The organism is Pseudomonas fluorescens (assembly GCF_902497895.1).
GTDB classification, from domain to species: domain Bacteria; phylum Pseudomonadota; class Gammaproteobacteria; order Pseudomonadales; family Pseudomonadaceae; genus Aquipseudomonas; species Aquipseudomonas fluorescens_BP.
In genome coordinates this window covers 1-14,420 of record NZ_CABVHQ010000100.1, presented here as the reverse complement: position 1 = coordinate 14,420, position 14,420 = coordinate 1, and the positions used below count along the sequence as shown (strand labels likewise).

General features: G+C 61.9%; 13 protein-coding genes. 10 read left to right on the top strand and 3 right to left on the bottom strand.

The features are described 5' to 3' along the window. Nucleotides 1–413: 413 nt before the first annotated feature. Nucleotides 414–1,190, bottom strand: coding sequence for a DNA-binding transcriptional regulator (locus F8N21_RS28585; RefSeq protein ID WP_150645324.1), 777 nt, complete (start codon nt 1,188–1,190; stop codon nt 414–416). Nucleotides 1,191–1,324: 134 nt separating this feature from the next. Between F8N21_RS28585 and F8N21_RS28580 the strand changes: the two genes are divergently transcribed. The 10 genes from F8N21_RS28580 to F8N21_RS28535 all read left to right on the top strand — a co-directional run bounded on the left by F8N21_RS28580 (nt 1,325) and on the right by F8N21_RS28535 (nt 12,968). Continuing rightward, entirely contained in the window at nt 1,325–2,983 is a 1,659-nt protein-coding gene (locus F8N21_RS28580; RefSeq protein ID WP_150645323.1) for a bifunctional 3-(3-hydroxy-phenyl)propionate/3-hydroxycinnamic acid hydroxylase, read from the top strand. A 1-nt stretch (nt 2,984) separates the two neighbouring features. Then, nucleotides 2,985–3,938, top strand: a complete 954-nt coding sequence (gene mhpB / locus F8N21_RS28575; protein WP_150645322.1) for a 3-carboxyethylcatechol 2,3-dioxygenase — start codon at nt 2,985–2,987, stop codon at nt 3,936–3,938. A 17-nt stretch (nt 3,939–3,955) separates the two neighbouring features. After that, nucleotides 3,956–4,840: an alpha/beta fold hydrolase gene (locus F8N21_RS28570; protein ID WP_150645321.1), complete on the top strand. Its 885-nt coding sequence runs from the start codon at nt 3,956–3,958 to the stop codon at nt 4,838–4,840. 14 nt (nt 4,841–4,854) lie between these two features. Beyond that, nucleotides 4,855–5,661, top strand: coding sequence for a 2-keto-4-pentenoate hydratase (mhpD, locus tag F8N21_RS28565; RefSeq protein ID WP_150645320.1), 807 nt, complete (start codon nt 4,855–4,857; stop codon nt 5,659–5,661). A gap of 32 nt (nt 5,662–5,693) precedes the next feature. Further along, entirely contained in the window at nt 5,694–6,629 is a 936-nt protein-coding gene (locus F8N21_RS28560) for an acetaldehyde dehydrogenase (acetylating) (protein WP_150645319.1), read from the top strand. Nucleotides 6,630–6,639: 10 nt separating this feature from the next. Then, nucleotides 6,640–7,707, top strand: a complete 1,068-nt coding sequence (gene dmpG, locus F8N21_RS28555) for a 4-hydroxy-2-oxovalerate aldolase (RefSeq protein WP_150645318.1) — start codon at nt 6,640–6,642, stop codon at nt 7,705–7,707. 92 nt (nt 7,708–7,799) lie between these two features. Then, nucleotides 7,800–9,005: a 3-(3-hydroxy-phenyl)propionate transporter MhpT gene (gene mhpT, locus F8N21_RS28550; RefSeq protein WP_150645317.1), complete on the top strand. Its 1,206-nt coding sequence runs from the start codon at nt 7,800–7,802 to the stop codon at nt 9,003–9,005. A gap of 70 nt (nt 9,006–9,075) precedes the next feature. Next, nucleotides 9,076–10,347, top strand: a complete 1,272-nt coding sequence (locus F8N21_RS28545) for an OprD family porin (protein WP_150645316.1) — start codon at nt 9,076–9,078, stop codon at nt 10,345–10,347. A 251-nt stretch (nt 10,348–10,598) separates the two neighbouring features. Continuing rightward, complete coding sequence (nspC, locus tag F8N21_RS28540; RefSeq protein WP_150645315.1) at nt 10,599–11,696, top strand: carboxynorspermidine decarboxylase; 1,098 nt, start codon at nt 10,599–10,601, stop codon at nt 11,694–11,696. 27 nt (nt 11,697–11,723) lie between these two features. Next, complete coding sequence (locus F8N21_RS28535; RefSeq protein WP_150645314.1) at nt 11,724–12,968, top strand: saccharopine dehydrogenase family protein; 1,245 nt, start codon at nt 11,724–11,726, stop codon at nt 12,966–12,968. Nucleotides 12,969–13,097: 129 nt separating this feature from the next. Here F8N21_RS28535 and F8N21_RS28530 read toward each other — a convergent pair whose 3' ends face one another. Together F8N21_RS28530 and F8N21_RS28525 are read right to left on the bottom strand one after the other, a co-directional pair. Further along, nucleotides 13,098–13,871: an L-iditol 2-dehydrogenase gene (locus tag F8N21_RS28530; protein ID WP_150645313.1), complete on the bottom strand. Its 774-nt coding sequence runs from the start codon at nt 13,869–13,871 to the stop codon at nt 13,098–13,100. An 84-nt stretch (nt 13,872–13,955) separates the two neighbouring features. Next, the coding region (locus F8N21_RS28525; RefSeq protein ID WP_150645312.1) for a TOBE domain-containing protein at nt 13,956–14,420 on the bottom strand (465 nt) is incomplete at its 5' end.

Below are 14,420 nucleotides of genomic sequence, written 5' to 3'. Positions count from 1 at the left end.
GCTGCCGAATACTGTGGCGAGGGGGCTTGCCCCCGCTGGGTCGCGAAGCGGCCCTAAAACCGGCAATCGCAGTTTTCCAGGTAGAACGCATCCGCTGGTTTTACGACTGCTGCGCAGCCGAGCGGGGCGGTGCGGCGTTCCGACAAGCCCCCTCGCCACAGGTAGGGTGTTCGGCCAGCGAGATGTGTAGATACCTATGCCCCCTGGGGAGAGGGCTGGGGTGAGGGGTGGTTCCTGAGCCTGGCAACAATCGGAAGCGCTCCTCGTAAAAATGCCGCCGGCATTGGGGCAAGCTCCAAAATTTGATCTGTGTACATCCGCGAGAGATAGTCCGGCTGCCAGGCCGCCATCGCGAGCAGGCTCGCCCCCACAGACCCCCCGACGGCTCCCACAGGGCACTAGCCGCAGTCAATCTACCCCAATTGAGCCTGGATCTTTTCCACCACGCCCCGCATCGCCGGCAGATAACGGCGAGCTGCTTCCTCAACGGACATCGCCTTGGCGATGTAGACCAGATTCAGGCAGCCCATCACCCGCTCTTCGTGGGTAACCGGAATCGCAATGGCGGCAATTTTACGTTCTTGACCCCAATGGGCATTATTTTCGCCATACCCCTTGCGGAGCGTGTGCTCCACCAGCCGGTCGACAAATCGGCGATCCGCGGCCAGCACCGATTGTTCGTCTTCCCGGCTGATAATCAACTCAATCAGCTCTTCTCGCTCGGCGGGTGGGCAGAACGCAAAGTACGCGCGCCCGGTCGCGGTCATTAGCAAGGGCAGGCGCCGACCGACCATGGAGCGGTGAAACGACAGCCGGCTGAAACGATGGGTGGTCTCCCGAATAACCATGGCATCGCCATCCAGCGTGCACAGGTCGGTCGGCCAAACGACTTCCTGCAGCAACTCGCCGAGCAAGGGCGCGGCGATTGAGGAGATCCATTGTTCATCGCGAAACCCTTCACTGAGTTCGCGTACTTTCAACGTCAGTCGATAGCTGTCATCCGACTCGCTACGCCGGACATAACCTTCGGCCTGCAAGGTCTCCAACAGCCTGCGCACGGTGGTGCGGTGCAGCCCGCTCTGCTCAGCCAGTTGCGCAGTGCTGGCGCCGCCATCGAAGCGGTTCAAGCCATTGATCAGTGCCAGACCCCGCATCAGACCGCGCACGGCTTTGTATTCGGTCTCGCTCATAGATAGGCCTTTTATTGTTGTAAATCAATCATGTGCACTCAGTGCACACTAACAAGGGTTGTCGTTGTCGACCAGCCCTGTGATTTCCATACTGCGCCCAACAAGAAATCCAAAAGCGCTGTACGGAGATGACCATGAGTTCTGCACCCACTCCTTCCACATTGGACCTGACCACCGACGTCGCCATCGTTGGTGCCGGCCCTGTCGGCTTGATGATCGCCAATTACCTGGGCCAATGTGGTGTGAACGTCACCTTGGTGGAAAAGCTCGACAGCCTGATCGACTACCCCCGCGCCATCGGCCTGGACGACGAAAGCCTGCGTACTTTCCAGGCCGTCGGCCTGGCCGACAACGTGCTGCCGCACACCACACCCTGGCACGCCATGCGTTTCCTGACCTCCAAGGGTCGCTGCTTTGCCGATATACAGCCCAGGACCGACGAGTTCGGCTGGTCGCGACGCAACGCCTTCATCCAGCCCTTGGCCGACCGCGTACTGTTCGAGGGCTTGCAGCGCTTCGACAACGTCAAGGTGCTGTTCGGCCGTGAGCTCGAAGGCTTCGAGCAAAGCGCCAGCGGTGTAATGCTCAACCTCAAGGATCAGAACGGTCGCAGCGAACGCCTGCAGGCCCGTTACCTGATCGGTTGCGACGGTGGCAACAGCCTGGTGCGGCGCAGCCTGAACATCAGTTTCGAAGGCAAGACCGCGCCTGATCAGTGGATCGTCGTTGACATCGCCAACGACCCGCTGAGCACGCCCCATGTTTACCTGTGCTGCGACCCGGTGCGCCCTTACGTTTCCGCCGCCCTGCCCCACAGCGTGCGCCGCTTCGAATTCATGGTCATGCCCGGCGAGACCGAAGCCGAGCTGAGCAAGCCCGAGAACATGCGCAAACTGCTGGCCAAGGTGCTGCCGAACCCGGACCACATCGAATTGATCCGCAGCCGCGTCTATACCCACAACGCCCGCCTGGCCGGTCGGTTCCGTGAGGGCCGGGTGCTGCTGGCTGGCGATGCCGCGCACATCATGCCGGTCTGGCAGGGCCAGGGTTACAACAGCGGCATGCGCGACGCCTCCAACCTGGCCTGGAAACTGTCGCTGGTGATCAAAGGCCTGGCCGCCGACAGTTTGCTCGACACTTATGAACTGGAACGCCGTGACCACGCCAAGGCAATGATCGATCTTTCCGTGCTGGCCGGCCACGTGTTGGCACCGCCCAAGCGCTGGCACGGCACCTTGCGTGATGGCGTGTCGTGGCTGCTCAACTACCTGCCGCCCGTCAAACGCTACTTCGTGGAAATGCGCTTCAAGCCGATGCCGCAATACGCCCAGGGCGCCTTGATCGTGCCGAGCGAAAAGCACTCACCGGTGGGCAAGATGTTCATTCAGCCACGGGTACTGACCGAAGCCGGCGCTACCGTATTGCTGGATGAGGTAATCGGCGAAAACTTCGCGATCATCGCCTGGGGCTGCGACCCGACCTGGGGCCTGACGGCCGCACAGATCGAACAATGGCAAGCACTGGGCACGCGCTTTATCCAGGTACTGCCGGACGTCCAGCTCAAAGCCGCCAGTGAGGTCAGCCACGATGTGATCCGCATCGGTGACAGCACCGGCCGCCTCAAGGAATGGTTCGCTCGCGGCTCGGCATCTATCGCCCTGGTGCGTCCAGACCGCTTCCTCGCCGGCCTGGCCATTCCGCAAACCGTCGGCCAGGCCTGTGATGAATTGGCCCTGGCGCTCAAGGCACTGCCGCAACCTGAAGTGGCGATCCGCGCCTGCAAGGTGGCCTGACATGAGCGCCTATCTGCATTGCTTGTCTCACACGCCACTGGTGGGCTACGTCGATCCGACCCCCGAGGTGCTGGCCGAGGTCGACGGCATGATCGCTGATGCACGGGAGCGCATCGCCCGCTTCGACCCGGAGCTGATCGTGCTGTTCGGCCCCGACCACTACAACGGCTTTTTCTATGACGTGATGCCGGCCTTCTGCATCGGCATGGCCGCCCAGGCCATCGGCGATTTCGACACCGCCGCCGGCCCCCTGGACGTGCCCAAAGCGCTGGCCGAATCCTGCGCCCAGGCGGTCCTGGATGCCGGTGTCGACGCCGCCGTGTCCTATCGCATGCAGGTCGACCACGCCTTTGCCCAACCGCTGGAACTGTTGCTGGGCGGCTTGCAAGGCTGCCCGGTGATTCCGGTCTTCATCAACTCGGTGGCGGTTCCCCTGCCTGGCTTCAAGCGTGCCCGCCTGCTCGGTGAAGCGATTGGCCAATGGGCGCAGTCGCTGAACAAGCGTGTGCTGTTCCTGGCTTCCGGTGGTCTGTCCCACCAGCCACCGGTGCCGGAACTGGCCAAGGTCGATGCGCGCATGGCCGATCGCCTGATGGGCAGCGGCCGCCAGCTGCCGACCGATGAACGCCAGGCGCGCCAGGAACGCGTGATCCAGGCCGCCCGGGACTTCGTCAAGGATCAACACTGCCTGCATCCGCTCAACCCTGCTTGGGATCAGCAGTTTCTCGACACCCTCGAACAGAGCCGCCTGAGCGACCTCGATGCCCTGGGCAATGACGAGCTGTCGGCACTGGCCGGCAAGTCAACCCACGAGGTGAAAACCTGGGTTGCAGCCTTTGCCGCGCTGTCCGCCTTTGGCCCTTATCAGACCGAAGGCCGCTACTACCGCCCGATTCCCGAATGGATCGCAGGCTTTGCCGCCCTTGGCGCCCAGCCGCTGAACAACAACCACTGAATCCAAGGAATACTGCCATGACTGCCACTGAACCCACATTCACCGAAGCCTCCACTAGCCGCTTTGCCCACATCAATGAAGGCGACCTGAGCCTGCAACTGCATTACAACGACGTCGGCCCAAGCCCTGAACACCAGGCCGCCGAAACCGTGGTCATGTTGCACGGCTCCGGCCCTGGCGCCAGCGGCTGGGCCAACTTCAACCGCAACATCGAACCCTTGGTGGCCGCCGGTTACCGGGTGATTTTGATGGATTGCCCAGGCTGGAGTAAAAGCGACCCGATCGTTTGCGACGGCTCGCGTTCGGACCTCAACGCACGAGCGCTCAAGGGGCTGCTCGATGTCCTGGATCTGGACCGGGTACACATCCTCGGCAACTCCATGGGCGCCCACAGCACCGTAGCTTTCGCCCTGGAAAACCCTGGGCGCGTCGGCAAGCTGGTGCTGATGGGCGGCGGCACCGGCGGCCCAAGCGCCTTCGTGCCGCAACCCACCGAAGGCATCAAGCTGATCGGCGCGCTGTACCGCGAACCGAGCATTGAAAACCTGAAGAAGATGATGAATGTCTTCGTCTTCGACGCCAGCAGCATGACCGACGAACTGTTCCAGACCCGCCTGGACAACATCCTGGCGCGCCGCGATCACCTGGAAAACTTCGTCAAGAGCAGTGCCCTCAATCCCAAGCAATTCCCGGATTTCAGCCACCGCCTGCACGAAATCACCGCCCAGACCCTGCTCGTCTGGGGCCGCGAAGACCGCTTCGTGCCCATGGACACCGGCCTGCGCCTGCTGGCCGGCCTGCCCCATGCACAACTGCATGTGTTCAATCGCTGCGGCCACTGGGCCCAGTGGGAGCACGCCGACAAGTTCAACCGCATGGTCCTGGACTTCCTGACCCACTGATCACAGAGGCCGACATGACCCTTTCTCAACACACCCTGGAACAGCTAGCCGCTGACCTGCGCCATGCCGAAGCCCACAGCGAGGCCATCGCGCCACTGCGCGAGCAGATCGGCGCAGACAACGCCGAGGCCGCTTACACCATCCAGCGGCTCAACGTCGCCCACGGCGTGGCCAACGGGCGCCGCGTAGTCGGGCGCAAGATCGGCCTGACCCACACCAAGGTCCAGGCCCAGCTGGGCGTCGACCAGCCGGACTTCGGCACGCTGTTCGCCGACATGTGCTACGGCGACAACGCAAGTGTGCCCGTAACTCGCGTGCTGCAACCGAAGATCGAGGCCGAAATTGCCTTGATCCTCGACCGCGATCTGCCCAGCGCCGACAGCACGTTTGCCGACGTCATGGCGGCCACCGGCTGGGTGGTCCCGGCCCTGGAAATCGTCGGCAGTCGGGTGCAGAACTGGAACATCCGCTTCGTCGATACCGTGGCGGACAACGCCTCCAGTGGCTGCTTTGTATTGGGTGGCCCGGCTCGCCGTATCGATGGGCTCGACCTGCGCCAGGCCAGCATGCGCATGACCCGCAATGGCGAAGAGGTCTCCAGCGGCAGTGGCGCCGAATGCCTCGGTCATCCACTCAATGCGGCCGTCTGGCTGGCCTGCACCATGGCTCGCCTGGGCGATCCGCTACGGGCGGGCGACATCATTCTCACCGGGGCCCTCGGGCCGATGGTGCCGGTAGCCGCCGGTGATCGTTTCGAGGCCGAGATCGACGGTATCGGTCGTGTCGCTGTGAACTTCACGGCTGAAAGTAGCGCCGAGTGATCGGCGACTTGCGTGCAAATGAGGCAATAACAATGAACAAACTCAAAGTCGCCATCGTCGGTTCCGGGAACATCGGCACCGACCTGATGATCAAGATCCTGCGTAACTCCAGACACCTGGAAATGGCGGTCATGGTCGGCATCGACCCGGCCTCCGACGGCCTGGCGCGTGCCCAGCGCATGGGGGTGGCCACCACCCATGAAGGGGTTGAAGGCCTGACCCGCATGGACGTGTTCAAGGGCATCGATTTCGTCTTCGATGCCACCTCGGCCGGCGCCCACGTGCAGAACGACGCGTTCCTGCGCTCGATCAAACCCGGCATCCGCCTGATCGACCTGACCCCCGCGGCCATCGGCCCGTACTGCGTGCCGGTGGTCAATCTGGAGCAGAATCTCGACCAGCTCAACGTCAATATGGTCACCTGCGGTGGCCAGGCGACCATCCCGATGGTCGCGGCAGTATCGCGCGTGGCTAAGGTGCACTACGCCGAAATCGTCGCCTCGATCGCCAGCAAGTCCGCCGGTCCCGGCACCCGCGCCAACATCGACGAATTCACCGAGACCACCTCCAAGGCCATCGAAGTGATCGGCGGCGCGGCCAAGGGCAAGGCGATCATCGTGATGAACCCGGCCGAGCCGCCATTGATGATGCGCGACACGGTGTTTGTGCTGTCCGAAGCCGCCGATCAGGCGCTGGTCGAAGCCTCTATCGTCGAGATGGCTGCCGCCGTACAGGCCTATGTACCGGGCTATCGCCTGAAGCAAAAAGTCCAGTTCGACGTCATCCCTGCAGACGCCCCGCTGCACATCCCGGGCCTGGGCACATTCTCAGGGCTCAAGACTTCGGTGTTCCTCGAAGTCGAAGGCGCCGCCCATTACCTGCCAGCCTACGCCGGCAACCTCGACATCATGACCTCCGCGGCCTTGGCTACCGCCGAGCGCATGGCGCAGTCGATGCTGAACGCCTGAGGAGACCGACATGACTTTTAATCCCGGCAAAAAACTCTACATCTCCGACGTGACCCTGCGCGACGGCAGCCATGCCGTGCGCCATCAGTATTCGCTGCAGAACGTGCAAGACATTGCCCGCGCCCTGGACAAGGCCAAGGTCGACTCGATCGAAGTCGCCCATGGCGATGGCCTGCAAGGCTCGAGCTTCAACTATGGCTTCGCCGCGCACACTGATCTGGAGTGGATCGAAGCTGCGGCCGATGTCATCAGCCACGCCAAGATCACCACCTTGCTATTGCCCGGCATCGGCACGGTGCATGACCTGAAAGCGGCCTACAACGCCGGTGCCCGGGTGGTGCGCATCGCCACCCATTGCACCGAGGCGGACGTGTCGAAACAGCACATCGAGTACGCCCGCGAGCTGGGCATGGACACCGTCGGTTTCCTGATGATGAGCCATATGATTCCGGCCGAGCAGCTGGCCGCTCAGGCCAAGCTGATGGAAAGCTACGGCGCCACCTGCGTGTACATGGCGGACTCTGGCGGGGCGATGAACATGCAGGATGTGCGCGAGCGCTTCCGTGCGTTCAAGGCCGTGCTCAAGCCGGAAACCGAAACCGGCATGCACGCCCACCACAACCTGAGCCTGGGGGTGGCCAACTCCATCACCGCCGTCGAGGAAGGTTGCGACCGCATCGACGCCAGCCTCGCGGGCATGGGCGCCGGGGCCGGCAACGCACCGCTGGAAGTGTTCATCGCGGCCGCCGAGCGCCTGGGCTGGAACCACGGGACTGACCTTTACACCCTGATGGACGCCGCCGACGACATCGTCCGTCCGCTGCAGGATCGTCCGGTTCGGGTCGACCGCGAAACCCTCGCCCTGGGTTACGCCGGAGTCTATTCGAGCTTCCTGCGCCATGCCGAAATCGCGGCCGCCAAGTACGGTCTGAAGACCCTGGACATCCTCGTCGAACTGGGCAAACGGCGGATGGTCGGCGGCCAGGAAGACATGATCGTCGACGTCGCGCTGGATCTCTGTGGCGAGGGGGCTTGTCGGAACGCCGCATCGTCCCGTTCGGCTGCGAAGCAGTCGTAAAACCTGACACCGTGCACCACACCGGCTGACCGCCCAAGCAGCGGTCAGTCGGCCCTGTTTTGCCCATTAAAACAATAAAACGGGTACTACCCATGACTTCGCTCACCCTGACAACACCCCTGCACCTGACGCGGACCATCGGTCTGTGTTTCCTCGTAGCCCTGATGGAAGGCCTTGACCTGCAGGCCTCCGGGATCGCTGCCCAAGGCATGGCGGCGGCTTTCGAGCTGGATAAATTGCACATGAGCTGGGTGTTCAGCGCCGGGATTTTCGGCCTGCTGCCCGGTGCTTTCCTGGGTGGCCTGCTGGCTGACCGCATCGGCCGCAAACGTGTATTGATGGCGTCAGTGGCCCTGTTCGGGCTGTTCTCGCTGGTCACGGCCATGGCCTGGGACTTCAACAGCTTGCTGGTTGCCCGTTGCCTCACGGGCGTGGGTTTGGGCGCCGCCTTGCCCAACCTGATCGCGCTGACCAGTGAAGTGGCGGGTCCGCGTCTGCGTGGCATGGCCGTGAGCCTGATGTATTGCGGTGTGCCGCTGGGTGCTGCAGTCGCGGCCAGCATTGGCATCGCCGAGTTGGCCGGCGGCTGGCAGGTGGTGTTCTACGTCGGCGGCGTGGTGCCGCTGTTGATCGTGCCTTTGCTGGGGTTCTACCTGCCGGAGTCGCTGCAGTTTCGCAGCGCCCGGGACGTGGCACCCATCGGCGTGGTCCGGGGCCTGTTCCGCGAGGGCGCGGCCCTGCCGACCGCACTGATCTGGGTCAGCTACTTCTTTACCCTCATGGTGGTCTACATCCTGATCAACTGGTTGCCCAGCTTGCTGATCGGCCAGGGTTTCAGTGGCCGCCAGGCCAGCTGGGTAATGCTCGCCCTGCAGATTGGCGCAGCGGTCGGTACCTTGCTGCTGGGCTGGGTGATGGACCGCCTGCCCGCGTGGGCACTGTCGGCACTGATCTATCTGGGCATCCTCGCCTCGTTGACCGCTCTGGGGCTGGCCAGCCATCTGGAGAGCATGCTGGTGGCCGGCTTTATCGCGGGCTTTTTCGCCACTGGTGGGCAGTGCGTGCTGTACGCCCTGGCGCCGCATTTCTATCGTCCGTCTGTGCGCGCCACCGGTGTAGGCAGCGCGGTGGCCATTGGCAGACTGGGTGCAATGAGCGGTCCCCTGGTGGCCGGCAAGATGCTCGCCCTGGGCACCGGCACCGCAGGAGTGATGCTGGTTTCGGCGCCGGGGATCGTCATCGCCGCGGTGGCGATGTTTTACCTGTCGGTGCGGCGCAACGGCTCCCAGTCTGACTGAGACCCACCCGTAATACCCCGCGCCGGAACGGTGCGGGTTCACCCCAATAACAATAAAAGTGAACACTGGCATGCTCAAGATTTCTCTTCGGGCGCTCAGCGCCTGCACCTGCGTTTTCTCCCTGGGCCAGGTTTGGGCCAGCGGTTTTGTCGATGACAGCCACGCCGATCTGACGATGCGCAACTATTACTTCGATCGCAATTATGTGAACGCAACGCCCCAGGCCGCTGCCCGCGAGTGGGCCCAGGGTTTTATCCTCAACCTGCGCTCAGGCTATACCGAAGGGCCGGTGGGGTTCGGCCTGGACGCCCAAGGCCTGCTGGGTGTGCGTCTGGACTCCTCCCGCGCTCACACCGGTACCGGCCTGTTGCCGTACAACCCCACCACCCGGGAGCCCGCCGATGAGTATTCGGAGCTGGGCCTGACGGCCAAAGTCCGAGCGTCGAAAAGCGAGCTGCAACTGGGCACCATCAGTACCCTCCTGCCAATCGCCTTCGCCAGCCCTACCCGCCTGCTGCCACAGACCTTCCGCGGCGCGTACCTCAAGTCCCAGGAACTCGAGCGCCTGACCCTGCACGTCGGCTGGCTGGATCGCATCAACCTGCGCGACTCCACCGACTACCAGAAAATGTCGGTGGGCTCGCCCAACGGGCGCTTCAATGGCGCAGCCGAGTCAGACCGCTTCCTCTTCGTCGGCGGCGACTACGCCTGGTCTCCACAATTGACCCTCAAGTACTACCACGCAGAACTCGCCGACCTGTACCGCAAGGACTACTACGGCTTCGTCGACAATCGCCCCCTGGGCCCCGGCAGCCTGAAAAGCGATTTCCGCCTGTTTATCACCGGCGAGGACGGCGCGGCCAAGGCCGGTCCGGTGGACAACCGCAACGCGGCATTGATGCTGACGTATGCCCTGGGGCCGCACAAATTCGGTGCCGGCTACATGCAACTGAGCGGCAAGACAGGCATGCCATACCTGTTCGGCACCGAGCCGCTGGTGATCACCGAAGGCACAATGAGCTCCGAGTTTCTCAACCCCAGGGAGCGCAGTTGGCAGGTGCGCTATGACTACAACTTTGCAGGCCTGGGCGTGCCGGGACTCAATGGCATGCTGCGCTACGTCAGTGGTAGCAATATCGAGTTGGCCAAGCTCGGAGGTTCCAACCTGACAGAGAGCGAAAAGGCTATCGAGCTGTCCTACGTACTGCAGGGCGGCACCCTCAAAGGCCTGGCCCTGCGGGCGCGCAACGCCTGGTACCGCAACGACTTCAGCGCCCGGGCCAGCCATCGGGATGACAATGAACTGCGGGTGAATGTCGATTACACGTGGAAGTTGTGGTGAGAACTTCGCGGAGGGCGGTTTGGCGAAGTGGTTCACCCACTGGCCGCGCAGCAGCCTATATCACGATTCAAAACTCGTTATCAGGAGTAGAAAAAGCTCCGTACCGGGCGATTGTCCAGAGTAGGCTACAGGCTTGACTGGGAAGCAATGTCAGGCACTGACTGGGCGAAAATGCGTTTCCTGCCTTCCGATATGTATCAAGTGAGGGCACAATGCACGCCCTTTTTGGCTGGCCTTGCCGGAGGCCTCGAATGATCAAGACGCCGTACTACCTCATCGACAAACAGAAACTGCTGGTCAATATGCAGAAGATCGCCTACGTGCGCGAACAGTCCGGGGCCAAGGCCCTGCTGGCACTCAAGTGCTTCGCCACCTGGTCGGTGTTCGATCTGATGCAGCAATACATGGACGGCACCACGTCTTCGTCGCTCTACGAGCTCAAGCTCGGTCGACAGAAGTTCGCTGGCGAGACCCACGCCTACAGCGTGGCCTGGGCCGATGACGAGATCGAGGAGATGCTCGCCAACTGCGACAAGATCATCTTCAACTCCATCAGCCAGCTGCAGCGCTACACCGAGGCTTCAGCAGGCAAGGTGCGCGGTCTGCGGGTCAATCCGCAGGTGAGCAGCTCGGATTACCTGCTGGCCGACCCGGCGCGACCGTTCAGCCGCCTGGGCGAGTGGGACCCTTTGATGATCGAGCAGGTCATCGAGCAGATATCCGGCTTCATGTTCCACAACAACTGCGAGAACGACGACTTCGGCCTGTTCGACCAGATGCTGTGCACCATCGAAGAGCGATTCGGTCATCTGCTGCACAAGGTCGAGTGGGTCAGCCTCGGCGGCGGCATTCACTTCACCGGTGAAGGCTATGCGCTGGATGAATTTTGCGCGCGCCTCAAGGCTTTCTCGCAAAAATACGGCGTGCAGATCTACCTGGAACCGGGCGAAGCCGCCATCACTCAGAGCGCGTCGCTGGAAGTCAGCGTGCTCGACACCCTCTACAACGGCAAGCACCTGGCGGTCGTGGACAGTTCCATCGAAGCCCACATGCTCGATCTGCTGATCTATCGCCTGAATGCCAAGCTGGCGCCCAGCGAGGGCGAGCACACCTACATGGTGTGCGGCAAATCCTGCCTGGCCGGAGATATTTTCGGTGAGTATCAATTTGATCGTCCGCTGGCCATCGGCGATCGGCTGTCGTTCATCGACGCAGCGGGTTACACCATGGTCAAGAAGAACTGGTTCAACGGCCTGAAAATGCCGTCCATCGTGGTGAAACAACTCGACGGCAGTGTCGAGGTGGTTCGTGAGTTTGGTTACAACGACTACATGTCCAGCCTCTCGTAAGCTGGCAGAGAAGGAGAGAAAGATAAATTGAAGAAGAATGTACTTATCATTGGTGCAGGAGGTGTCGCCAAGGTGGTGGCCCACAAGTGCGCGCAGCACAACGATGAACTCGGTCGTATAGCTATCGCGTCGCGCAGCATCTCCAAATGCCAGGCCATCATCGAAAGCGTCAAGGCCAAGGGCAGCCTCAAGCAGCCCGCCGATATCAAAGCTTTCTCGCTGGACGCTCTGGATATCGAAGCGACCAAGGCGCTGATCCGCGAAACCGAATCGCAGATCGTCATCAACGTCGGTTCCGCCTTCCTCAACATGTCGGTGCTGCGTGCCTGCATCGATACCGGCGCGGCCTACCTGGACACCGCCATTCACGAAGAACCGGGCAAAATCTGCGAGACGCCGCCCTGGTATGGCAACTACGAGTGGAACCACCTCGAGGAATGCAAAGAGAAGAACATCACCGCCATTCTCGGCGTGGGCTTCGACCCGGGTGTGGTCAACGCCTATGCGGCGCTGGCGCAGCAACAGTATTTTGACCGCATTGATTCGATCGATATTCTCGACGTCAATGCCGGTTCCCATGGCAAGTATTTCGCCACCAATTTCGACCCGGAAATCAACTTCCGCGAATTCACCGGACAGGTCTGGAGCTGGCAGAACAGCCAGTGGACCAGCAACACGATGTTCGAAGTCAAACGCACCGACGACCTGCCGGTCGTAGGGGCGCAGAACCTGTACCTGACCGGCCATGATGAAGTGCATTCCCTGTCGAAGAACCTCGGCGTGCCCAATGTGCGTTTCTGGATGAGCTTCGGCGAGCACTACATCAATGTGTTCACCGTACTCAAGAACCTCGGCCTGCTCTCCGAGCAACCGGTCAAGACCGCCGAAGGCCTGGAAGTCGTGCCGCTGAAACTGGTCAAGGCCGTGCTGCCTGATCCGAGCTCGCTGGCGCCCGGCTACACCGGCAAGACCTGCATCGGCGATCTGGTCAAGGGCACCAAGGATGGTCAGCCGCGCGAAGTGTTCATCTACAACGTGGCCGACCACGAGCAAGCCTACGCAGAAACCGACAGCCAGGGCATTTCCTATACCGCTGGCGTGCCGCCCGTGGCCGCAGCCCTGCTGGTAGCCCGTGGCGAGTGGGACGTACAGCGCATGGTCAACGTCGAGGAGCTGCCGGCTGAGCCGTTCCTCAAGGCGCTGGATGTGATGGGCCTGCCGACCCGCATCAAGGACGAGTCTGGCGACCGTCCCTGGAACGCTATCGCCTGATAGCGTCCAAAAGGCAGGGTGCGCCAGAACGGGCGCACCTTGCTATTTGCTCCCCTCACAAAACAACCGAATCCGAGAACCGGGCACTGTAAACCCATGGGTGCGTGCATCGCCAAGGACGGATGGTCCTCAGCTCATCCAGTTACCACCGTCGACGTTGTAAGTCTGAGCCACCACATACTCGCTCTCGGATGATGCGAGGAAAATGGCCATTCCCGTGAGATCCTCAGCTGTAGCCATTCGCCCAAAAGGCACCTCCTGACCAACGAGCTTTTTCTTTTCGCCCAGCGGCCTGTTCTCATACTTGGCGAACATGGCATCGACGCCATCCCAGTGCTCGCCATCGACGACGCCAGGCGCGATGGCATTCACATTGATCCCATGCTTGATCAGATCGAGACCGGCTGATTGCGTCAGGCTGATAACGGCCGCTTTGGTTGCGCAATAAATGCCAACCAGCGCCTCCCCTCTGCGCCCCGCCTGGCTTGCCATGTTGATGATCTTGCCGCCATGCCCCTGCCTGATCATTTGTCGGGCCGCTGCCTGCAGGGTGAAAAGCGTTCCGGCGACGTTGATGGAAAACAGGCGCTCGTAACTCTCACGGGTGATGCCGACAATGGGTGCGAGATCGAACAATGCGGCGTTGTTGATCAAGATATCCAACTTGCCTGTCTGCGCTATGACGGCCGCAATGGCAGCATCGATAGACGCCTGGTTGGTCACGTCCATCTCGACAGCGTAAGCGTCAGGCCCTAACTCGGCAGCCGTGGCCTGAGCACGCTCAAGATCGATGTCCGCGATGGCCACCCTTGCCCCTTCATTGATATAGGCCTGAGCGAAAGAACGTCCGATGCCTCGGGCCGATCCGGTGACGAGCGCGCTTTTACCTTCTAGTCGTTTCATTTGATCGTTCATCCATTGTCTTAAAATATCGGGTAGCACCCTGGTGGCCTGTGTGGCCAGGTGCGTTGGAGTGGCGCGCAAGGTTCAGGCGGCGGCGCGCAGTGGTCGGGTAACGGCTACACCGTCGGCATCGAATAAATGGCAGTGTTCAGGGTCCAGGTGCAGGCTCAATTTCTCGCCATAACGGCTGGCCAGGTCGCCGCGGATGCGCATGGTCAGGGCTTCGCCGGAGGCGGTCAGGACGTGGCAGAAGGTGTCGCTGCCCAGGCGTTCGCTGACGTCGGCGGTGACCTGCAAGGTGCAGTCGCCGGCTTGCGCCAGGTTCAGGTGCTCTGGACGAATGCCCAGGGTGATCGGGCTGCCGACGCTCAAGCTCGCGCCACTGAGGGGCAGGCGGATGCGGGTGCCGGCGTCCAGTTCGACTTCGCAGCCCTGAGCCTCGATGCGGCTGACCTTGCCTTTGAGAAAGCCCATTTTCGGCGTGCCGAGGAACCCGGCGACAAACAGGTTGGCCGGCTGGTGATACAGCTCCAGTGGCGAACCGACCTG

What these genes read in the sequence shown, in the direction of transcription:
- mhpT (WP_150645317.1), top strand. Translation starts at nt 7,800, where the DNA reads ATGACTTCGCTCACCCTGACAACACCCCTGCACCTGACGCGGACCATC.
- F8N21_RS28545 (WP_150645316.1), top strand. Translation starts at nt 9,076, where the DNA reads ATGCTCAAGATTTCTCTTCGGGCGCTCAGCGCCTGCACCTGCGTTTTC.
- F8N21_RS28585 (WP_150645324.1), bottom strand. Translation starts at nt 1,190, where the DNA reads ATGAGCGAGACCGAATACAAAGCCGTGCGCGGTCTGATGCGGGGTCTG.
- F8N21_RS28570 (WP_150645321.1), top strand. Translation starts at nt 3,956, where the DNA reads ATGACTGCCACTGAACCCACATTCACCGAAGCCTCCACTAGCCGCTTT.
- F8N21_RS28530 (WP_150645313.1), bottom strand. Translation starts at nt 13,871, where the DNA reads ATGAAACGACTAGAAGGTAAAAGCGCGCTCGTCACCGGATCGGCCCGA.
- mhpB (WP_150645322.1), top strand. Translation starts at nt 2,985, where the DNA reads ATGAGCGCCTATCTGCATTGCTTGTCTCACACGCCACTGGTGGGCTAC.
- F8N21_RS28560 (WP_150645319.1), top strand. Translation starts at nt 5,694, where the DNA reads ATGAACAAACTCAAAGTCGCCATCGTCGGTTCCGGGAACATCGGCACC.
- mhpD (WP_150645320.1), top strand. Translation starts at nt 4,855, where the DNA reads ATGACCCTTTCTCAACACACCCTGGAACAGCTAGCCGCTGACCTGCGC.
- F8N21_RS28580 (WP_150645323.1), top strand. Translation starts at nt 1,325, where the DNA reads ATGAGTTCTGCACCCACTCCTTCCACATTGGACCTGACCACCGACGTC.
- nspC (WP_150645315.1), top strand. Translation starts at nt 10,599, where the DNA reads ATGATCAAGACGCCGTACTACCTCATCGACAAACAGAAACTGCTGGTC.
- dmpG (WP_150645318.1), top strand. Translation starts at nt 6,640, where the DNA reads ATGACTTTTAATCCCGGCAAAAAACTCTACATCTCCGACGTGACCCTG.